The following is a 20,067-nucleotide window of genomic DNA, read 5'->3' on the forward strand; positions in this document are numbered from 1 at the left end:
AAAAATTTACGTATTATGCGGCCGAAACCCGTCCTGAAATTGCGAACACTCTTTCAGTTTAGCGATGATCAAATCCGCATCTTCTAAAGCAAAAGTTACGTTGAAACATTCATAGAAATCCAACGCCTTGTTCATAATAAGGAGATCGCGCCCAAAATTAGAACTATGAACACGAACATCGCAAAAGTCCAGATCATTTATCGGAACCGATTTTACAAAACCTCCATATAATTTCCCCTTACTTATCCATACCGCCGAACCTCCATTTTTAATGACAACTATAATAATAAAAAAAGGAACTGCGAGACCAAACAAAACCAACGGCACAGACACCTCATTATAGGGACGATACCGTGTCTCTTTGATCAAATTTTCAACCGAAAATATTTCAACGAGCGACATACCCGACAAAAGCAATCCACCAATAAGCATTGTGATGTACGGAAGAATGACGACGCACGTCAATCTTAACCATGAAATTCTTGAAATCTCAATTTTTCTTCCGTCGCTGATAATCACGGTACTGGCTCCTGGCACATTGTACAGCCTTCAAGGAGGCTCGGGGGCGGCAACATGGATTCAGCGATGGTACCTGCACCCGCCGTGAAGCCAAGTGCGTCGCTTATTTGACTGAAGGTAATAGCCCCCACCGCCCCGCCCCCCGGCGATCGGTGCAACGCCGCCCCTACAGCGTATCCTACGGTTGCCACAAGTCCATTCACTAGGGTTTGACCGCCTGTATTGGCGGCAGCCGCGGCAACATCCTTGCCCTGCGCCGTTTGATCTACGAAGGTTGCGGCCGGACCAACGACGCCCGCAGCCTTCCCTGCCCCACGGAACGCGCGCGCAAGGGATCCTGACCCATCGTCGAGACTGTCGGATCCCGCTTTGGCGACAGCTTGCGTAACGTCTGCTGCCTTACCGATACCTTTCGCAGCAGCACTGCCTTCCTGGGTTCCGCGCGACGGAGCATTACCAGAGCTTCTCACGCCCTTTGTACGCGCCTCAGACTTCCGAATAAAGTACCCGGTTCCTCTGACGTCTGGCCCCTGTTGCCGCTGACCGCATGTTTGCGACTTTGGATCTACACAATTTTTACCTGTAGGATCACGACCGTTCACTGGATCATTCCAGACATAGGCATAAAGATTCACTTGGTCGTCATACCCGATCGGGTCGACCTGGAGGAACCGCCCCAGCGTCGGCGAGTAGATGCGCGCCTTGTAGTGATACATCCCCAGCTCAGGGATCCACGCCTGGCCGGTATATTGAAACCTCAGATTGGCGGGCCCGCCTGACGGAATCCCATATTCGTCATAGGCCCGGATGCCGAGCGGGGCGCCGGTGCTGTCCGCCACCGACACGATCGAGCCTTGATGATCGGCCTGCAGGCTCCGCCGGGTCGCGCTCGAGACCGCGTTGCCCTCATACCACAGCAAGGGGTCGTCCTCACCCGTGCCGTGGACATAACGCCGAAGGACCGCGCCGCTGCCGTCCAGCTCCAGCGTGAGCTCGTCGCCGTCATAGACGAACCGGGTGATGCCTGCGCCGCCATCGGTCGTCTCATAGAGCCGCCCCATCGGGTCGTAAGCCATCGTGGCTTGCACCACGCCGGTGTAATTGACCGTCGGGCAGGTACCATCGACCTGCGCGCGCTTCTCGATGAAGCGGTTCTCCACATCATATTTGTACGCGCTGGCGCCATCGAGCGTCAGGTTGCCGTTCGCGTCGTGGCAGAAGGTCGCAGACCCTGCGGTCGTATACTGGTTGAGCCCGTTGACCGCATAGGTGCGATCGACATTCACATAGCCGGTGAACCGATAGGCATCGTTGCTGCGTCCACGCGTGACGATCTGACTTGCCGGGTTGTGAGTGAAGGACAGCGTGACATCGTTCGCGGTGCCGGCCAGATTGTCCGTCAGGCTATTGAGGCGTGAAAGCCCGTCATACCCATAGCTGCTGACAACACCCCCGCGCGTGCTGCCGGAACGCCGCCCCTGGCTGTCGTAGCTGATCGCGGCGACCTCCGTAGTTCCGTTCTCCAGAATGGCGGTCAGGCGATTCAGGCCGTCATAGGTGGAGGTAAAATACACACCATCGGGGTGGGTGACCCGCGTTCGGTTGCCGCCGGCATCCCATTCATATGCCAGCGTTCGCGACGTTCCGCCCTGATCGGTGGTGCTGGAGCTCAGTCGCCCCAACCCGTCATAAACATTGGTGATGCCTTGACCGCCGGTCGAGCCGAAGCGCGCATAAAGCTGCAGCCCGCGTAGATCATATCCATAATAGACATCCGCCGCCGTCGTACCCGGCAGATCCTTGACCGTGACCCGATTGAGCGCGTCATAGCTGTAGCCGATCACCTGCCCGTCGCGCTTTCTCAGCGATGTGCGGTTGCCGTTCGGATCATAGGCATATTCTTCATAGTCGCTCGCATTGACCGCGCCGACCGTGGTCTTCGACGGGAAGATCCAGCGCGCCTGACGATCATGGCCGTCATAGGTCATTTCCGCGCGATTGCCGTTGGCGTCGATCACCGCCGTACGCTTGCCGTTGGCGGAGTATTCATACCGGGCATAGTCAATCTGGACGCTCGTCGCGACGCCCTGCTGAACCTTGATCAGCTGCCCCGCGGCATCGTAGAAGTTGCGCGTGATCCGGTCCGGGCCCTGAGTGCCTTCTGTTCCCAGCGTACAAGCACTCGCCGGCAGCGATCCGAACGCGGCCGGGTTCATCCGAACGGCCTGGCACTCCAGTCGACCAAGGCTGTCATAGCTGAACTGCGTCACCGCCTGGGCCACCAGGCTGGCGTCCCTGGTCATCTGGCTCAGTTTGCGGCCCATCCCGTCATAGGTCGTCTCCACGACCATATGGATCGAGAAGCCACTCCAGCTCGCTGGCGCAATCGACTCATTCTGCCAGTCCGCGAGGCCGCCAGTCTCGACCTTGATCAGGTTGCCAGCAGCGTCATAGGTGTTGCGTACCGCCGGACGCGGGTTGCCGCCAGCGCCGTCAGGATCGGGTGCGATCGTGCCGGTCACCTGTCCGGTCGCATCGTAACGCGTTGCGCTGGTAAAAGCGGGCGGCGTTTGTGCGAACGCGGTCGCAGGACAGATCGCCAGGCCCAGCGCTAGCGCGGGAAGGATGTCGCGCGTGGCTGCTCTCATCGCCCCCTCCGAATGGAGATCTCATTGGTCGGATATATTTTTTACAACCATCCGGTCCAAGGCAATATAAACAATCTTTGGACTAGAATTTCGTTCTGAAAAAAGAGATTCGCAGTTAAAAAGTCTTACAACATATTTATCATTGCCATCTACTTTTTTCAGCGGAAGTATTGCTTCACCCTTTTCAACCACGCGAAAATCAATCGTTCCATTTCCCGGCAGCACGTGATCAGATCTTCCTTGCACAATCGCCGATCCACCTACTAATTTCACATCATCCGGAAGTCGTAGGTAGAGATTTCCTTCCAAATCGGACATCGGAATGCAATAGCGGTTTGAAAAATTATAACTCAGTAATTCGATGTTTTCATCGGAAAAACCATTGACCGAGCTTTTACGCTCCTTATCTCCACAACCAGATACCAAGAGCATAGCGATCAATAGCAGCGCATGCCAGGGGGCCCGTCTCATTCGTCGTCCATCTCGATGAAAGTTCTAGTTAGTGCATTCGCATTGAAAAGCGACGTACCCTTTTGCGCGTGCTGCATCGCTTCGACGGCCGTGTCCTGAGGGAATCCTCCAAAACCACTATCCGTAACCGCAGGCCCCCTTCCATCCAAACGGATCCATGAATTTCGTGAGGTTTCATGAAGAGCCTCGTGAATAATAGTAGACGCTCTAGTCGTAGGACCAACGGTAATCATACCAGACGCGGCCGTACCACGCCTTGCATTGTAGCTCGGATCAATATTAGCTTGCTTATTACTCCTAAGCCCAGCAAGCGCTCGGGTAGCTCTCGCTGCGACATAACCCAACATCCTCTCGTTACGGGAGCTACCCTTGCCTATAAATTTTTCCATACGATCGGCGACGCCCGATGCCGATTTGGGAATGGGTTTTCCTGCTCGAACAGCATCTCGCATACTGATTAAATCCTTCCGCACCCCTTCAAGAACGTTAATCGCTTTAACCTGTTCTTTATTGAATGATCCACATATTCTAGTGCCGGTACATTGATACAACCCAGTTGGATCTGTCTTGTTCACGGGGTCATTCCCCACGTAAGCATAGAGATTGACCTGATCGTCATACCCGATGGGATCGACCTGCAGGAACCGCCCGAGCGTCGGCGAATAGATCCGCGCCTTGTAGTGGTACATCCCAAGCTCGGGGATCCACGCCTGTCCGGTATACTGGAACCGCAGATTGGCAGGCCCGCCCGACGGAATCCCATATTCGTCATAGGCCCGGATACCGAGCAAGGCTCCGGTGCTGTCCGCCACCGACACGATCGAGCCTTGATGATCCGACTGCAGGCTCCGCCGCGTCGCGCTTGAGACCACATTGCCCTCGTACCACAGCAAGGGGTCGTCATCGCCCGTGCCGTGGACGTAACGCCGAAGGACCGCGCCACTGCCGTCCAGCTCCAGCGTCAGTTCATCGCCGTCATATACGAACCGGGTGATGCCTGTGCCGCCATCGGTCGTCTCATAAAGGCGCCCCATCGGATCGTAAGCCATCGTGGCCTGCGCCACGCCGGTGTAATTGACCGTCGGGCAGGTGCCATCGACCTGCGCGCGCTTCTCGATGAAGCGGTTCTCGACATCATATTTGTACGCGCTGGCGCCATCGAGCGTCAGGTTGCCGTTCGCGTCGTGGCAGAAGGTCGCAGAGCCTGCGGTCGTATACTGGTTGAGCCCGTTGACCGCATAGGTGCGATCGACATTGACATAGCCGGTGAACCGATAGGCATCGTTGCTGCGTCCGCGGGTAACGATCTGGCTTGCCGGGTTGTGAGTGAAGGACAGCGTGACATCGTTCGCAGTGCCGGCCAGATTGTCCGTCAGGCTATTGAGGCGTGAAAGCCCGTCATACCCATAGCTGCTGACAACACTCCCGCGCGTGCTGCCGGAGCGCCGACCTTGGCTGTCATAGCTGATCGCGGCGACCTGCGTAGTTCCGCCCTCCAGAATGGCGGTCAGGCGATCCAGGCCGTCATAGGTGGACGTAAAATACACACCATCGGGGTGGGTCACCCGCGTTCGGTTGCCGCCGGCATCCCATTCATATGCCAGCGTTCGCGACGTTCCGCCCTGATCGGTGGTGCTGGAGCTCAGTCGCCCCAGCCCGTCATAGACATTGGTGATGCCTTGACCGCCGGTCGAGCCGAAGCGCGCATAAAGCTGCAGCCCGCGTAGATCATATCCATAATAGACATCCGCCGCCGTCGTACCCGGCAGATCCTTGACCGTGACCCGATTGAGCGCGTCATAGCTGTAGCCGATCACCTGCCCGTCGCGCTTTCTCAGCGATGTGCGGTTGCCGTTCGGATCATAGGCATATTCTTCATAGTCGCTCGCATCGACCGCGCCGACCGTGGTCTTCGACGGGAAGATCCAGCGCGCCTGACGATCATGGCCGTCATAGGTCATCTCCGCGCGATTGCCGTTGGCGTCGATCACCGCCGTACGCTTGCCGTTGGCGGAGTATTCATACCGGGCATAGTCGATCTGGACGCTCGTCCCGACGCCCTGCTGAACCTTGATCAGCTGCCCCGCCGCGTCGTAAAAATTGCGCGTGATCCGGTCTGGGCCTTGGGTGCCTTCTGTTCCCAGCGCACAGGCACTCGCCGGCAGCGATCCGAACGCGGCCGGGTTCATCCGAACTGCCTGGCACTCCAGTCGACCAAGGCTGTCATAGCTGAACTGCCTCACCGCCTGCGCCACCAGGCTGGCGTCCCTGGTGGTCTGGCGCAGTTTGCGACCCATTCCGTCATAGGTCGTCTCCACGACCATATGGATCGAGAAGCCACTCCAGCTCGCCGGCGCAATCGACTCGCCCTGCCACTCCGCGAGGCCGCCAGTCTCGACCTTGATCAGGTTGCCGGCGGCATCATAGGTGTTGCGCACCGCCGGACGCGGATTGCCGCCGGCGCCGTCAGGATCGGGTGCGATCGTGCCGGTCACCTGTCCGGTCGCATCGTAGCGCGTCGCGCTGGTAAAAGCGGGCGGCGTTTGCGCGAAGGCGGTCGCAGGACAGATCGCCAGGCCCAGCGCTAGCGCGGGGAGAATGTTGCGCATGGCTGCTCTCATCGCCCCCTCCCTCACGGACAGCTCGTCAAACCGGCGCGCGGCGCGGTCTCACTGATCTTGCGTCCCAGCGCATCATAGCCGAAGCAGGTGCGGAGCGAGACCCCATCGGCGGTGACCACCTTGCTCTTCAGCAACAAATTGCTGCCCACGGACGCGCTCCCGACCTGATATTCGTAGGTGGTGACGACCTCATCGGCCGCTCCGCCGGCACAGGCGTTGCCAACCGTGGCCGTAGCCTTGCACGTCCGCTCCTCGCTCAGCAGCCACACGGGCGTCGCCGCCTGCACATATCCGCTGCCCGTCGCCTTCAGCCAGGCATAATGCTGCGCATAAGCGTAGCGGGTAACCGGGTTGATGCCGTTCACCGCTGGCAGCGTCTGCGTCAGCACGCTCCCATGATCCGGGCTGTAAGTGGTCGTCGTTACATTGCCGTTGGCGTCGGTAACCGACGTCGGTTTGGCGCACGCCTTTAAATTCAAGCAGCTATAGGTTGCAGATTGGACGATATCGGCGAGGCCGCTGCCGGGTTTCGCCTTGGTCACTACTTGAGTGACGTTCAGTTTGCTGTCGTAGCTGTAATAGGTCTTTATACCACTAGGATCAGTCAGGACCTGCAGGGCTGTAGGGCGACATCCCTGTCCGTTCGGATAGGGCATGCAATAATCGCCCGTATAGACACGACCAAGCTCATCTACGAGCCGTTCAGGCTTCGGAGTGATATATGTCGTTTTATCTGGGTATAGTTTTGGGGGTCTATACCCCCCGTAGCTCGCAGAAACACTTTTTCCCTCGTACGTGTAGCTACCGCCCGCCACGTCATCTGAGCCTGGGTTGAAATCCCCTTGCGAAATAACATTGTACGAATAGTCGTAGGTCGCTCCAGGCGAAAAAACCTGCCTCTTAACAACACGGAAGTACCAGTCTGCGTAATTTTGCTGGTACGTGTTCACCAAATATGGTGTGGCGCTTCCTGGCTTATAAAATGAAAGCGTATAATCGCTCGATCCGTCTACATATGTATTACCAAAGTTCCATACGGTGCCAGACGGGTCTGTCATTTGCGTCATGAAATTGCCGGAATAGGCGTAACTCGCCGACATTGCGCCAGTAGGACAGGTGTACCCGGAGGGCAACGATACCACAGCTAGGTTCAGCGCGCACGCCTTGGATATGTAAGGTTGCGATCCGGAAGTCGTATACTCGAAAATCAAAGCGAAGCCGGTGCTAGCAACCACCTGTCGCAACCGCGAGTTGATCGTTCCAATATTATCATAACTGAAGTCATATCGCGTGCCATCTGGCAGAACCATCTGGCTCGCATAGGCGCAATTGCCATTATCCTGATTACAACGTGCCGATGTCATCGGGTTGAACGTAATTACTGTGCCATCAGGCGCCGTGTATAAATAATAGTATGACGTTCCTGACTGGACACGCGATATCTTCGCATTCGATGGGTTGATCGGAGGCCCCAGGTCCCCGTAATAATTTCGCGGGAGATCTGATCGAAACGACATCGACCTCCCTTGGGCTGTGACCGAAATCTGAATGGGCCCAGATCCGCCTACCTTAAGGCCGCCACCGGTCACGAACGAGTCGTAGACGAAAATTTCCCAGTTGTGGGAAAATTGGGCAAACCGCTCGACATGCGGTTTGCCATTGTCCGTGGACCTGACAAGCGAGATTCCGCTCGACGTTCCGCTCGCGCCAATGCTCAAATCAGTGTGGCTATATGTGAAAACGCCGGAGCGCAGATCGACGCCGCCGGGGCTGAGCGTAAAGCGATCGATCGGAACTGGCCCCACAATGCCGCTCTGCCCAATGGCTGCACTCGCAGCGACAAAGGCGAAGAGGGGAACGACCCGCAACACTGCCTTCCAACCGTGAACCAATTTACCCAAACCCATCACACCCTCCATCCCACGAACTATTCGTCAACCGATCAAGGTGCCGGAGTTGGGGTAGGTGTAGGTGCGGGCGTGCAGACGGCCGGCCCAGCCTTGTTCGTGATATAGCGCTCGCGGTTACTGGCCGCGTCGTAGCAAATTGCGGTGCTCGTTCCGTTATCGGGACCGCCCGATACAGCCGAAGTGCGCAATCGGCCTAATGCGTCATAGCCGTAGGTGATGGTTTCCGCATTGGATGCGGCCACCCAAATGCAGGCGAGTGTTGAAGCCCCCAACAACAGCGCGCGATTCTTCCCCATGGCCCCCGTTCCATCTTTCCAGTTACGGGAAGTACGCACATACCCGAAACGAACACAATCGGGAAAATCGACCGTGACAAAATTGATTTTGAGGGAGCCAGAGAACTCGTTTTGCGGTTGGCAAATGTTGCTCAAGGCTACAGAATCCCTGGTCAACCCGATTCGGGTAAGGGGGCATTTGTGACAGTTTTTCGGGCTTCAGCGGCTAGCTTGGTGCTGTCCGCGGCGATATTCTGTGCATCCGCAGCAGCAGCGCAGGACACGCTCGGCGATCCGGCTGGCTCTGGTGTCCTGGTGTCGGCGGTGCAGTGGCTTCAAGGCACCCTGCTCGGCACGGTTGCGACTGTTGTTGCCGTAATAGCCGTGGCGGTCGTAGGTCTCATGATGCTCACCGGTCGGATCAACTGGCGCTATGGCGCGACGGTCATCCTCGGCTGCTTCATCCTGTTTGGCGCTGCGAGCATCGTAGCGGGCATCCAGTCGACCGCGTCGCTAGGCGGCTGATCGGTGCAGGGCCTTGAACGGGATACGGTGTTCGTCGCGCTAACGCGTCCACAGATGTTTGCTGGCGTCACCTATACGTGGTTCGTCACCAATGCGGTGATCTCGACCGAGTTGTTCCTGGTTTTCCGATCGGCCTGGGTGGTCCTGCTTGCTCTCGTCGTCCATGCAATTGGTGTGCTCGCCTGCCTGCGCGAGCCGCGCTTCTTCGACCTCTGGCTGACTCGTGTCGGGCGCTGCCCACGGGTCCGCAACCATGCGATCTGGCGATGCAATTCCTACCGCCCCTGACCAGCGATCCCAAGGTGATCGCGCGCGAGAAGGCGGCGGGGGAGCATCTGCCCTACGCCGCGCACGTCAATCCGCATACGCTGCGGACCCGCGATGGCTTGCTGATGCAGATGATCCACCTGCGCGGCCTGCATTTCGAAACGGCGGACACCGATGAGCTCGACTATCGCAAGCGACTGCGCGACGCGATGCTGCAGGCGGTCGGTACTTCGCGGTTCGCGCTCTACCACCATGTCGTTCGCCGCCGCGTCGACGCGGAACTTGCCTCACAGTTTCCCGACGGCTTCTCGCAGCAGCTCGACGAACGCTGGCGCGCACGGCTAGCGACCAAGCAGCTTTATGTGAACGACCTGTTCCTGACGCTGATACGGCGCCCGATGCCGGGACGGATCGGTGTACTTGACCGGGTGCGCGGCTGGCTCGGCAACGCTGGACTCGATCAGGCAGCATCGGAATCCTATGAGCTGCGCGAACTGGACGCAGGACGCGAAGCGCTGATGGCCGCGCTTGGCAGCTACGAGCCGCGCCTGCTCACAACCTACGCAACCAAGCACGGCGATTGCTCGGAGCCGATCGAGTTTCTCGCCAATCTGTTCAATGGCGACATGCGCCCGATGTTCCTGCCCGAGGCGGATATCGGCCATTATCTGCCCTGGCGCCGGATCAGCTTCGGACAGGAACTCGTCGAACTGGGCGCGGAAGGCGCCCACCGGACCAGCTATCTGGGACTGGTGTCGCTCAAGGATTATCCCGGCCACACCGGCTCGGGCATGTTCGACGACCTGCTGCGCCTGCCATACGAGATCACGATCTCGCAGAGCTTCGGCTTCGTTGACCGGCAGGCCGCGCTATCGCGCATGAACCTCGCGTTGCGCCGGATGCGCTCGGCAGAGGACGAGGCGCTCAGTCTCCGCGCCGAGCTGTCCAACGCCAAAGACGACGTGGCGGCAGGCCGCGCGGGGTTTGGCGAACATCATTTGACGATCGCGGTGCGCGGCGCGACCCCGGTGGAAGTCGACGCCGGCATCGCCGAGGTGCAGGCCGCGCTCGCCGACCTTGGCGCGGTCGCGGTGCGCGAGAATCTCGCGCTTGAACCCGCCTTCTGGGGGCAGTTCCCCGGCAATTTCAAATATATCGCGCGGCGTGGCCTAGTCTCGACGCGCAATTTCGCGGGGCTTGCGAGCAGCCATAATTTCCCGCTGGGTCAGGCGCGCGGCAATCACTGGGGCGAAGCGGTGTCGTTGCTCGAGACCACCGCCGCCGGCCCCTATTTCTTCAACTTCCACCAGGCCGACCTCGGCAACTTCACCGTCATCGGTCCGTCGGGCTCAGGCAAGACGGTAGTGCTCAACTTCCTGCTCGCCCAAGCGCGCAAGTTTCAGCCGCGCATCATCTTCTTCGACAAGGATCGCGGCGCGGAACTGTTCATCCGCGCGATCGGCGGGCGCTATGATGTTCTGCGGCCCGGCACGCCGTCGGGGCTCAACCCGCTGCTGCTGGAGGACACACCCGCCAATCGCCAGTTCCTGATCGACTGGATATCGGTGCTGGCGGGCGGCGCGGACACCGATGAAGTCGCACTGATCAAGGACGCGGTCGACACCAACTACCGCCAGCCTGCCGAGGATCGCCGGCTTGCCTATCTGGTCGAGCTGTTCCGGGGCGGGCATCGCCCGCATTCGGCGGACCTGTGGTCGCGGCTGCGCCCTTGGTGGGGCGAAGGTGAGCGCGCCTGGCTGTTCGACAATGAAGAGGATCTGACCGACCTCGCAATCGACACCGCCGGGTTCGACATGACGCAGATCCTCGATGACCCGGCACTGCGCTCGCCCGCGATGATGTACCTGTTCCATCGGGTCGAGGAACGTCTCGACGGCAGTCCGGCGATCATCGTCGTCGATGAAGGCTGGAAGGCGCTCGACGACGAGGTGTTCATGCGGCGCATCAAGGATTGGGAAAAGACCATCCGCAAGCGCAACGGGATTGTCGGCTTTGCCACGCAAAGCGCGCAGGACGCGCTCGAAAGCCGGATCGCCAGCGCGATCATCGAACAGGCCGCTACCCAAATCTTCATGGCCAATCCCAAGGCGCGCGCGGTCGACTACATCGAGGGCTTTGGTCTCAGCGAACACGAGTTCGAACTGGTCCGCAACCTGCCCGACAATGCGCATTGCTTCCTGATCAAGCATGGCAATCACAGCGTCGTCGCGCGGCTCAACCTGACCGGTGAGCGCGATCTGCTGACGATCCTGTCGGGGCGTGAGCGCACCGTGCGCCTGCTCGACGAACTGCGCATCACCACTGGGGACGATCCGGCAGACTGGATGCCCAAGCTGCTGGAGCTGGCATGATCTGTCCCTCGGTCCCGATCGATGGCGGTTATGTGAGCGCGATCCTTGCGTTCGTGGACTGCCAGGCGCAGCAATTGGGGGCAGCCGGTTATCAAGCGCTCGCGGCACCGGGCTCGACCTTCTCGATCATTCTCGCCGTACTGCTGACCATATTCGTCGCGCTGTTCGGCTATCGCATGATGCTGGGGCATGTGCCGAGCGTGCGCGAAGGCGTGATGGCGTTCGTCAAGATCGGCATCGTGCTGATGCTGGCGACCAGCTGGCCGCCCTATCAGACGCTGGTTTATAACAGCGTGTTCAAGGGTCCCGCCGAACTCACCGCATCCATCGGTGGCCCGGCGGGGCTCCCGGGTGCGCAGGGCGGTATGGTCGCGCGGCTGGAGTATACCGACCGCATGCTCATGTCGCTCGCAGTCAACGGCGCGGGTTTCCCGCAGACGACCGAACAGGCCGCGCAGCGCACGCCTCCGGTGCTTCCCGGGTTCGACGCGCTGGCGCTGGCGCGCATCTTCTACCTTGCCGGCATTGTCGGCGCATTTGCATCGGTCCGGATCCTTGCCGGCCTGTTGCTCGCGCTCGCGCCGTTCTTCGTGGCCTTTCTGCTATTCGAGGGGACACGGGGACTGTTTGAGGGGTGGCTGCGCGCACTCCTCGGCGCAGCGCTCGGGACGCTTGGGGTCGCGATCGTGCTCGGCATCGAGCTCGCCATCCTCGAAACCTGGCTTTCGAACATCCTCGCCGCGCGGGCGGCGCGGATTTCAGTGCCCAATGCGCCGGTCGAGCTGCTCGTCACGACCGCCACCTTCGCAGCTGTTCTCGGGGCGATGCTCTTCGCGCTGGCGCGCGTGGCGATGGGGCTCCGGCTGGGCACGATCCTGACCTGGACCGCGAGCCGCGCGGGTGCCGCCCCAAAAACCACCGGCGAAGCCCGTCCCGACGCCGAAGGCAGGAGCGAACCCGTCGTCGCCCGCTCGCGCGCCATCGCGATCTCCGATGCGGTGGCCACTTCCCAACGTCGCGAGGAGCAGGCTCCAGCCGCGGCCATTGCAGGTGCGAGCCGCGTGCCGATCGAAGCGGCGACCCGTGATACCGCCCCGCCCCCGCCAACCCCGCTCGGACACACGTTCCGGCGCCGCGCCACCAGCCGCGTTTCGGCAAGCGCCGGACGGAGAGACCAACGATGAAGCCCGACCATTCCACGGCAAGCCCCGCCTATTTCAAGGCGGCGACCAGCTGGGCGCAGGACCAGAATGCGGCGCTGCGTAGCTCACGGCGTACCGCATGGATCGTCGCCGCGGTGCTCGCGGTGGTCGCGATGTGCGAGGCGATCGCCCTCATGGTGCTCACCCCGCTCAAAACGGTCGAGCCCTATACGCTGATGGTCGACAAGCAGACCGGTGCAGTGCAGGCGCTCAAGCCATTGCAGGCTGCAGAGATCACGCCGGACAGGGCGCTGACCCAGTCGTTTCTCGTCCAATATGTGATTGCCCGCGAGAGCTTCGACATCAATGCACTGCAGTCCAACTATCGCAAGGTCGCACTCTGGTCGGCCGACAGCGCGCGCAGTCGCTACATCGCCTCGATGCAGCCGTCCTTCCCGGATGCGCCGCTCAACCGATATCCGCGCTCGACCATGATCGAGACCGAAGTCAAAAGCGTGTCGCCGATCGGTCCCGACGCGGCGATGGTCCGCTTCGAAACCCGTCGCACCGACCAGGGCGGGCAGGCGCGTCCGATCGGTTCTTGGGTCGCGGTGATCCGCTTCCGCTATTCGGGCGAGCCGATGCGGGTCGAGGACCGCTATATCAATCCGCTCGGCTTCCAGGTGACACGCTATCGGCGCGATGCCGAGGCGCTGCCGCGACCGGTCGCACCGGCACCGGCACCGGCACCGGCACCGGAAGCCAGCGTAACGCCCATTACCGGAGCGCAGCCGTGAAGCGCGCCGTCTTGCTCGCGATCCTCACGCTCGCAGACGTATCGCCCGCAGCCGCACAATATCGCCCACAACCTGCAGGCGCCGACTCCCGTCTCCAGATCGTCGAGTACCGAACCGATCGGGTCGTCACGCTTGAGGTCGCGCCGGGCTATCAGCTCAGCCTCGAATTCGCACCCGACGAACGGATCGAGAGCGTCGGAGTCGGCGACAGCGGCGCGTGGATGGTATCGACCACCAAGCGAGGCGATCATCTGTTCATCAAGCCGATCCAGCCCGGGGTTTCGACCAACATGACGGTGGTGACGGATGTCCGCAGCTATGCGTTCGACCTCCAGCCGCTGCCGGGGCCATCCCCGATGATGGCGTTCAGCGTGCGGTTCTCCTATCCGACGACTCCCGCAGCGGGCGGCGAAGCCAAGGCGACCACAGCCGCCGTCGAGACGCTCTACCGCATCAGCGGCGATCGCAAGCTGCGCCCCTCGGCGCTCAGCGACGATGGCCTCAAGACCTATATCGAATGGCCCGTGAACGTCGCGATGCCGGCGGTCTATGCGATCAACGATCAGGGGCATGAGGCGCTGGTGAACGGCGTTGTGCAGGACGGACTCTACGTCATCGACGGGGTTGCGAAGCAACTGGTGTTCCGGATCGATCGACGCTCCGCCCGCGCGACGCGGATTGTGCGGAAGGCCAAGCCATGAGCGCCCCGGAACCCATGGAAGCCGTTCCAGCCATCAGGGACGTGCGCCCGAATGTCGGCACCGCGACGCGCCAGATACCGACCTGGATCTTCATCGCCGGCGTGGTTGCCGCCGGGCTGATCCTCTTCGTGGTTCTGGAAACACGGCGAAGTGCGCTTTCTGCTCCAGCGGTCACGGCAAGAACCGCTGAATCGACCGCGTTCGCCGCGCCGCCGCCGCTGCTGATCCCGGCGGCTCCGGTACCGCCTGCCGCACCGCCGCTCCCGCCGGCGGTCGCAACGGTGATCTCCGCACCCACCCCACCGCCCACTCCTGCTCCGCGGCCTGCACCAGCGCCCGAGCTGCAGATCGTCTATGTGCCGCAGCCCCAGAGCCAGTCCGCATCGCGGCCGGAGCCCGTGCGATCCGACACGGCGGCAGTACTGGTGATCGATCAGGGTGCCCCAGCGCGAACCGAGCGCGCAGACACCGGTCGAGGGGACGATCAGGAAGCGGCGAAAGGCCAGACGCAGCCGCGCGACACCAACCGCGCCCGATCCAGCGTGCTCGCCAATCGCTCGACCACGATCGTCCAGGGCACGCTGATCCAGGCCGTGCTCGAATCCGGGCTCGACTCAACGCGGGCGGGGTTTGCGCGCGCGATCGTGTCGCGCGATGTACGCGGGTTCGACAATTCGCGCGTGCTGATCCCGCGCGGCAGCCGCCTGATCGGCGAGTATGACGCCCAGACCTCCGCCGGGCAGAAGCGCGCGCTGATCAATTGGACGCGCCTCGTGCGCCCCGATGGCGTAACGATTGCGATCGGATCTCCGTCAGCGGACACCGTCGGCCGCACCGGCGTGCGTGCGCGGGTCAACACGCACTTTTTCGAGCGGTTCGGCGGCGCAATCCTCCAGTCGGCGCTCGATATCGGCGTCAACATTGCTTCGCGCGAAGCCGGAGCTCCGGTCATCTATGCGCTGCCCGGCGCAAATGTGACGGCGCAGGCGGTCCAACCGCAACAGATCACACCGACGCTGACCGTCAAGCCGGGCACCAGCGTCAGCGTGTTCGTCGCGCGCGATCTCGATTTTACCGGGGCAGCCGCTGTCCGATGAGCAAGCCGCTGCGCCGCCAGGTCTATCTGCGGGCGTTCCTCGCGCCCTTCGCCAATGTGCTGGCGCGGCCCGATGTCACCGACGTCTATGTCAACCGCCCCCACGAGATCTGGACCGAAAGCACCGGCGGCGCGATCGAGCGGCTCGAAAGCGCCGAACTCGACGAAGAGACACTGGTCCGCCTGTCCCGCCAGATCGCCGCGCTCGCGCACCAGGGCATCAGCCGCGAGCACCCGCTCCTATCGGCCACCCTCCCCGACGGCGCGCGTGTGCAGGTCGTCGGGCCGCCCGCCACACGCGGCGGGGTCGCGCTCGCAATCCGTAAGCATGTCGCGCCGAACCTCAAGCTCGCCGACTATACCAGCGCAGGCGCATTTGCCGACGCGCGGATCGGGGACAGCGGCACCGCGACAGCGGATGCTGCGATTGCCGATGCGCTGTCGAGCGGCGACCTCGAACGCGCGCTCGCGACAGCCGTGCGCGCGCGCAAGAACATCCTCGTCGCCGGCGGCACCTCGACCGGCAAGACCACGTTCCTCAACGCGCTGATCGCCGAGATCCCGGCGGACGAGCGATTGATCTTCATCGAGGACACCCCCGAACTTCAGCTCCAGCACGCCAATGCACTTGGCTTGCTCGCCGCGCGCAGCGAACTTGGCGAGGCGCGGGTGACCGCAAACGACCTAGTCGCGGCATCGCTGCGTATGCGTCCCGACCGCATCATCCTTGGCGAGCTTCGCGGTGACGAGGCACTGGCGTTCTTGCGCGCGGTCAACACGGGCCATCCGGGCTCGATGACCACGGTCCATGCCGACAGCCCCAGGGGCGCAATCGAACAGATCACTCTGCTCGCCCTCCAGAGCGGTTCCCAGCTGAGCCGCGCGGATGTGCATCACTATGTGCGCTCGACGATCGATCTTTACGTTCAGCTGAGCCGCGCCGGCGGGCGGCGTTACGTGTCGCAGGTCGCGACGGCGGCCATGCTCGAACAGCAAACCTAAGCCGTGGCGGACGGGCTCTCCACGCCGCCTGGGACAGGTGCGCTGGTCGATGCAGCGCACTGGGTACAGGGCGCAATGCTGGGCACGCTAGCGACAGCGATTGCGGTCATTGCGGTCGCGTTTATCGGTTTTGGCATGCTCAGCGGTCGCATCGACGTGCGGCGCGCACTCGTCGTGATCCTTGGATGCTTTGTGGTGTTTGGAGCTCCACTGATTGCCGCCGGATTGCTGCAAATGAGCGATTCAGATTCCACCGCGCTCGCTTCCACACCGCTACCACCGGCCCCGCCGCCTCTGCCACCGACGCCGAGCCCGCAGCCTTATGATCCTTATGCAGGAGCCTCGGTGCCGCCGCGCTGACCTCTGCATACGGGTCCAGCATACAGAGCAGGATACCGTATCGGGGGATTTCTAGGCGCAATATCTCAGTAATTCAGTAGTCTTGCCGCTACACCGGCCTCCGACTCCATGCCAAGATGGATGTTTCTGCGAGGACTGGACTGGTTGACTCTCGGCGTTACCTAGCCTCAACTCTCCTGGTCTTCGGGGGAGGGCACTATGCAGCTCAAGATCAAGCGTTCGCAACGCGAGGCCGGCGTTATGTCGTCCAAGGTGATCTTCGCGATCGACGTGCGCGCAGAATACTCAACATCCGAGCGCGCGAGCATCCAGCGATACAAGCTCCACAACGAGGTCATCTATAACAGCGAAGCGTCCAAGCGGCATCTCGCGCGCGTGGACGCGAACCTCTCCAGCGGCACGGCGGGCGGCGTGCTCAAGTCCTTCGCGTCGCTCGCGCTGGTCGCCATGAATCTCAACATCACGATCAGGAGCCTTGAGCAAGGCCACCACATCGAATGCAAAAGCATGGCGGAGCTAATCGACGCGGAAGAGACGCTCATCGACGCCTGCAAGAATGTGAAAGCCTATCTCGACACCGCTGCCACCTTCGATGGCCGGGAAGTGCTCATCGATTTTGACGGTGCCCAGCCAGCGGTGGTGGCGCATTCGACGACGCCTGCTCCGATGACAGTCGTGCAGGCACCAGCGCCAATGGCTGAGCCGGCACCGTCTCTCGTGGCACCAAGTCGCGATGAGCCCGCGGAAGAAGCGGACACCGACCCCGAGTACCGCCCGCCACTCCAGGCATTCGGTATCGAGCTGCCGGCGGGCGTTGAGGAAAGACATCTCACCTTCGCTCTCGTCGGTGCTGCGTTCGTCGTGCTCCTACTTGCTGTCCGCGCCTGCGCCTACTGATGCGCCCGCCAACGCCATCGGCATATGTCCCGCTCACGCGCAGGTTCGGAAGCGAGCATGAGCGGGAACTGCGCGAGACCCGCGCGCTCTATGAGCGGGTCGCTGCGCATCAGGCGAGGTTCGGGGTGAGCAAGGCGATGCTCACCATGCAGGCGATCGACGCCGCGCTTGAGCTGCCCGACGATATCCGCTTCGCCTTCTACTGCGTCGCCGACCATCTCATCGAAGTCGAAGAGCAGATATGGACCCTGCCCGAGCCCGACTTCGGACGCATGTCGCTCCAAGCGTTCGTCGAGTACCGCAATCTGCTCTACGCCAAGGAGCATTTCTTCGCCAATCAGACCGCGATCCTGGCGATGCTCGGCGAAGCGATCGAGAATGTCGTCTTCGGGATCGTATCGCTGCTGCCGGACCTCGCAGCCCCCACCCCCTTTACCGTCCCTCTGGTGTACGCGCTGTCCGATCCCCGCGACACCATCCACCGCATCTTTGGCACATTCGCACAGGACGAATATCGCGACGCGGGGCTGTTCCGCGACCTGACGCGGCAGCTCTACATCAACATCTGCGTCGCATCCGGTCGCGATCCTGAGCGCGAAGAGCGCAAACCGTTCCGGTTCGCCAACGAGAGCACGCTCCCCCTCGACGAGCTGGTCGATACCTATCTCGCCTACACCCCCTTCTACGACCTCTTCATGACGCCGGTCCCGCTCAAGCTCACCCATGAGGAGCGGTTCCATCATATGCATATCGTTGGGGGCAGCGGCGCGGGCAAGACGACCCTCATCGAGAACCTCGTGCTCCACGATCTCCAGTCCGACGATCCGCCGTCACTGGTCATCATCGACCCGCATAGCGACCTCATCCGGAAGCTCACGCGCGCAGACCTGGGGCTCGGCGACCGGCAGGTGGTGATCGATCCGCGCGATATCCACTATCCACCGGCGCTCAACGTGTTCGCGCTCAATCAGGAGCGCCTTCAAGGATATGACGAGGTGACGCGCGAGCAGGTGACCGCAGGCGTCATCCAGACCTTCGACTATCTGTTCACCGGTCTTTTAGGCGCGGACCTCACCGCCAAGCAGGGCGTGTTCTTCCGCTATGTCGCGCGGCTCATGTTGACGCTACCCGAGGCGCTCGGGCGCAACGCCACCATCCTCGACATGCTCCGGCTCATGTCAGATCCCGTGCCGTACGGCGCGGCAATCGAGAAACTGCCGCCAATCCCGCGCGACTTCTTCGTCAACGACTTCATGGGGCCGACGTTCAAGCAGACCAAGGAGCAGATACGCTACCGGCTCCAGGCCATCATCGAGAACCCGACGATGGCGCGGCTGTTCACCAGCCCCGAAACCAAGCTCGACCTGTTCGCCGAGCTTAATCAGGGATCGATCATCCTCGTGGACACCGCCAAGGACTTCCTCAAAGGAAGCAGCGCAAGCTTCGGCAAGCTGTTTATCTCGCTCACGCTCCAGGCGGTGCTCGAACGCTCCGCCATCCCGGCACACGAGCGCAAACCGACCTTCCTGATCGTGGACGAAGCCGCGTCGTACTTCGACAGCAACATCGACGATCTCTTGACCGAGGCGCGCAAATACCGGTGCGGGTGCCTGTTCGCGCATCAGTATCTCGATCAGGCGAGCGGAAGCCTCCGCGCCTCGCTCAACGCCAACACCGCAATCAAATTCGCGTCGGGTCTGTCCGCATCCGACGCTCGCGCTATGGCGAGCGAGATGCGCACCACGCCGGACTTCATCCTCGACCAGCCTCGGCTCCAGTTTGCCGCGCATATCAAGGGATCGACGCCGCACGCGGTGTCTATTCCCATTTCGCCGGCTCCCGATCTCCCGCAACTCAACGCGGAGGAGTATGACGAGATAATCGCACGCAACCGGTCGAGGGTCGCGATTACCCCTGCGCAGAAGAATGATGCGGCGGCTGGCACGCAGGTCGAAACGCCATTCGAGCCGCCCGATGATGATATTTCGAAGGAGTGGTGACGCGGATGTCGGACAAGGAGCGCACCGTCGGGTGGATCGACTATGTGATCGCGAGCGACGATCCTGGCGACAAAGCGCTTGCCGACGAGTTCCTAGCCAGCAATTGGTCATACAGCCAGACCATGCAGTGGATCGTCCAAGAGACCGCCACGGGTGGCCTCGCCCCCGAAATGATGGCCCAGCTTGAGCGCGAAACGGCGGCCGGGCGCGCTATCCAAGAGCGAATACTCGCGCGGGGGCAGGCGCTGGCAGCGTCAGGCGCTCGCCCGGCAGACGCCGCGACAGCCGAGGCGTGGCACGCACGCCGCCGAAACCTGTGCCCGACCGTGCCGTCAGGAAATCCGATATCCCGCGCATAAAAAGCCAACTGTGCAGGCGTGCTCGTGCCGCGCCATGGCATTGCAGGCGCGCCCATGGCGACCGGTTACAGTGCATTCTCGGCGCGCTACGCACCATCCCATGCC

General features: G+C 61.5%; 18 protein-coding genes. 12 read left to right on the forward strand and 6 right to left on the reverse strand.

Annotation, left to right across the window (positions count from 1 at the left end; all coding sequences use genetic code 11):
• Positions 1-6: 6 nt before the first annotated feature.
• The 6 genes from ACO05N_RS18795 to ACO05N_RS18820 all read right to left on the reverse strand — a co-directional run bounded on the left by ACO05N_RS18795 (position 7) and on the right by ACO05N_RS18820 (position 8,600).
• Entirely contained in the window at positions 7-519 is a 513-nt protein-coding gene (locus ACO05N_RS18795) for a hypothetical protein (protein WP_422058501.1), read from the reverse strand.
• On the reverse strand, positions 516-3,041 hold the full coding sequence (locus ACO05N_RS18800; RefSeq protein WP_422058502.1) for an RHS repeat-associated core domain-containing protein: 2,526 nt from the start codon (positions 3,039-3,041) through the stop codon (positions 516-518). Before ACO05N_RS18800 ends, ACO05N_RS18795 begins: the two co-directional genes overlap by 4 nt.
• Before the next feature lie 147 nt (positions 3,042-3,188).
• The gene (locus ACO05N_RS18805; protein WP_422058503.1) at positions 3,189-3,608 is read right to left on the reverse strand and encodes a hypothetical protein; all 420 of its coding nucleotides are present in this window, start codon (positions 3,606-3,608) and stop codon (positions 3,189-3,191) included.
• A 26-nt stretch (positions 3,609-3,634) separates the two neighbouring features.
• Positions 3,635-6,247, reverse strand: a complete 2,613-nt coding sequence (locus ACO05N_RS18810; protein ID WP_422058504.1) for an RHS repeat-associated core domain-containing protein — start codon at positions 6,245-6,247, stop codon at positions 3,635-3,637.
• Positions 6,248-6,270: 23 nt separating this feature from the next.
• Positions 6,271-8,166, reverse strand: a complete 1,896-nt coding sequence (locus ACO05N_RS18815; protein WP_422058505.1) for a hypothetical protein — start codon at positions 8,164-8,166, stop codon at positions 6,271-6,273.
• 35 nt (positions 8,167-8,201) lie between these two features.
• Complete coding sequence (locus ACO05N_RS18820; RefSeq protein ID WP_422058506.1) at positions 8,202-8,600, reverse strand: hypothetical protein; 399 nt, start codon at positions 8,598-8,600, stop codon at positions 8,202-8,204.
• Positions 8,601-8,675: 75 nt separating this feature from the next.
• Between ACO05N_RS18820 and ACO05N_RS18825 the strand changes: the two genes are divergently transcribed.
• The 12 genes from ACO05N_RS18825 (at position 8,676) to ACO05N_RS18880 (ending at position 19,962) form a co-directional block, all read left to right on the forward strand.
• Positions 8,676-8,969, forward strand: a complete 294-nt coding sequence (locus ACO05N_RS18825) for a TrbC/VirB2 family protein (RefSeq protein ID WP_422058507.1) — start codon at positions 8,676-8,678, stop codon at positions 8,967-8,969.
• Between the two features lie 3 nt (positions 8,970-8,972).
• Positions 8,973-9,257 (forward strand): type IV secretion system protein VirB3, encoded by a 285-nt coding sequence (locus tag ACO05N_RS18830; protein WP_422058508.1) that lies wholly within the window; start codon positions 8,973-8,975, stop codon positions 9,255-9,257.
• Positions 9,236-11,608, forward strand: a complete 2,373-nt coding sequence (locus ACO05N_RS18835; RefSeq protein ID WP_422058509.1) for a VirB4 family type IV secretion/conjugal transfer ATPase — start codon at positions 9,236-9,238, stop codon at positions 11,606-11,608. The genes ACO05N_RS18830 and ACO05N_RS18835 overlap by 22 nt, the downstream gene beginning before the upstream one ends.
• On the forward strand, positions 11,605-12,792 hold the full coding sequence (locus ACO05N_RS18840) for a type IV secretion system protein (RefSeq protein ID WP_422058510.1): 1,188 nt from the start codon (positions 11,605-11,607) through the stop codon (positions 12,790-12,792). The genes ACO05N_RS18835 and ACO05N_RS18840 overlap by 4 nt, the downstream gene beginning before the upstream one ends.
• Complete coding sequence (locus tag ACO05N_RS18845; RefSeq protein ID WP_422058511.1) at positions 12,789-13,547, forward strand: virB8 family protein; 759 nt, start codon at positions 12,789-12,791, stop codon at positions 13,545-13,547. The genes ACO05N_RS18840 and ACO05N_RS18845 overlap by 4 nt, the downstream gene beginning before the upstream one ends.
• Positions 13,544-14,248: a TrbG/VirB9 family P-type conjugative transfer protein gene (locus ACO05N_RS18850; RefSeq protein WP_422058512.1), complete on the forward strand. Its 705-nt coding sequence runs from the start codon at positions 13,544-13,546 to the stop codon at positions 14,246-14,248. The genes ACO05N_RS18845 and ACO05N_RS18850 overlap by 4 nt, the downstream gene beginning before the upstream one ends.
• Before the next feature lie 14 nt (positions 14,249-14,262).
• The gene (locus tag ACO05N_RS18855; protein WP_422058513.1) at positions 14,263-15,345 is read left to right on the forward strand and encodes a TrbI/VirB10 family protein; all 1,083 of its coding nucleotides are present in this window, start codon (positions 14,263-14,265) and stop codon (positions 15,343-15,345) included.
• Positions 15,342-16,346 (forward strand): P-type DNA transfer ATPase VirB11, encoded by a 1,005-nt coding sequence (gene virB11, locus ACO05N_RS18860; protein WP_422058514.1) that lies wholly within the window; start codon positions 15,342-15,344, stop codon positions 16,344-16,346. Before ACO05N_RS18855 ends, virB11 begins: the two co-directional genes overlap by 4 nt.
• A gap of 3 nt (positions 16,347-16,349) precedes the next feature.
• Positions 16,350-16,706: a TrbC/VirB2 family protein gene (locus ACO05N_RS18865; protein ID WP_422058515.1), complete on the forward strand. Its 357-nt coding sequence runs from the start codon at positions 16,350-16,352 to the stop codon at positions 16,704-16,706.
• Positions 16,707-16,904: 198 nt separating this feature from the next.
• Positions 16,905-17,603 (forward strand): hypothetical protein, encoded by a 699-nt coding sequence (locus ACO05N_RS18870; RefSeq protein ID WP_422058516.1) that lies wholly within the window; start codon positions 16,905-16,907, stop codon positions 17,601-17,603.
• The gene (locus ACO05N_RS18875) at positions 17,603-19,603 is read left to right on the forward strand and encodes a type IV secretory system conjugative DNA transfer family protein (protein ID WP_422058517.1); all 2,001 of its coding nucleotides are present in this window, start codon (positions 17,603-17,605) and stop codon (positions 19,601-19,603) included. The genes ACO05N_RS18870 and ACO05N_RS18875 overlap by 1 nt, the downstream gene beginning before the upstream one ends.
• Before the next feature lie 5 nt (positions 19,604-19,608).
• On the forward strand, positions 19,609-19,962 hold the full coding sequence (locus tag ACO05N_RS18880; RefSeq protein ID WP_422058518.1) for a hypothetical protein: 354 nt from the start codon (positions 19,609-19,611) through the stop codon (positions 19,960-19,962).
• Positions 19,963-20,067: the final 105 nt, after the last annotated feature.

It is taken from the genome of Sphingomonas sp., assembly GCF_965227385.1.
Classification (GTDB): Bacteria; Pseudomonadota; Alphaproteobacteria; order Sphingomonadales; family Sphingomonadaceae; genus Sphingomonas.

Bases quoted from the DNA above. Each gene is read 5' to 3' on its own strand.
- ACO05N_RS18810 (WP_422058504.1), bottom strand. From the start codon at position 6,247: ATGCGCAACATTCTCCCCGCGCTAGCGCTGGGCCTGGCGATCTGTCCT.
- virB11 (WP_422058514.1), top strand. From the start codon at position 15,342: ATGAGCAAGCCGCTGCGCCGCCAGGTCTATCTGCGGGCGTTCCTCGCG.
- ACO05N_RS18855 (WP_422058513.1), top strand. From the start codon at position 14,263: ATGGAAGCCGTTCCAGCCATCAGGGACGTGCGCCCGAATGTCGGCACC.
- ACO05N_RS18815 (WP_422058505.1), bottom strand. From the start codon at position 8,166: ATGGGTTTGGGTAAATTGGTTCACGGTTGGAAGGCAGTGTTGCGGGTC.
- ACO05N_RS18880 (WP_422058518.1), top strand. From the start codon at position 19,609: ATGTCGGACAAGGAGCGCACCGTCGGGTGGATCGACTATGTGATCGCG.
- ACO05N_RS18835 (WP_422058509.1), top strand. From the start codon at position 9,236: ATGCAATTCCTACCGCCCCTGACCAGCGATCCCAAGGTGATCGCGCGC.
- ACO05N_RS18840 (WP_422058510.1), top strand. From the start codon at position 11,605: ATGATCTGTCCCTCGGTCCCGATCGATGGCGGTTATGTGAGCGCGATC.
- ACO05N_RS18875 (WP_422058517.1), top strand. From the start codon at position 17,603: ATGCGCCCGCCAACGCCATCGGCATATGTCCCGCTCACGCGCAGGTTC.
- ACO05N_RS18845 (WP_422058511.1), top strand. From the start codon at position 12,789: ATGAAGCCCGACCATTCCACGGCAAGCCCCGCCTATTTCAAGGCGGCG.
- ACO05N_RS18870 (WP_422058516.1), top strand. From the start codon at position 16,905: ATGCAGCTCAAGATCAAGCGTTCGCAACGCGAGGCCGGCGTTATGTCG.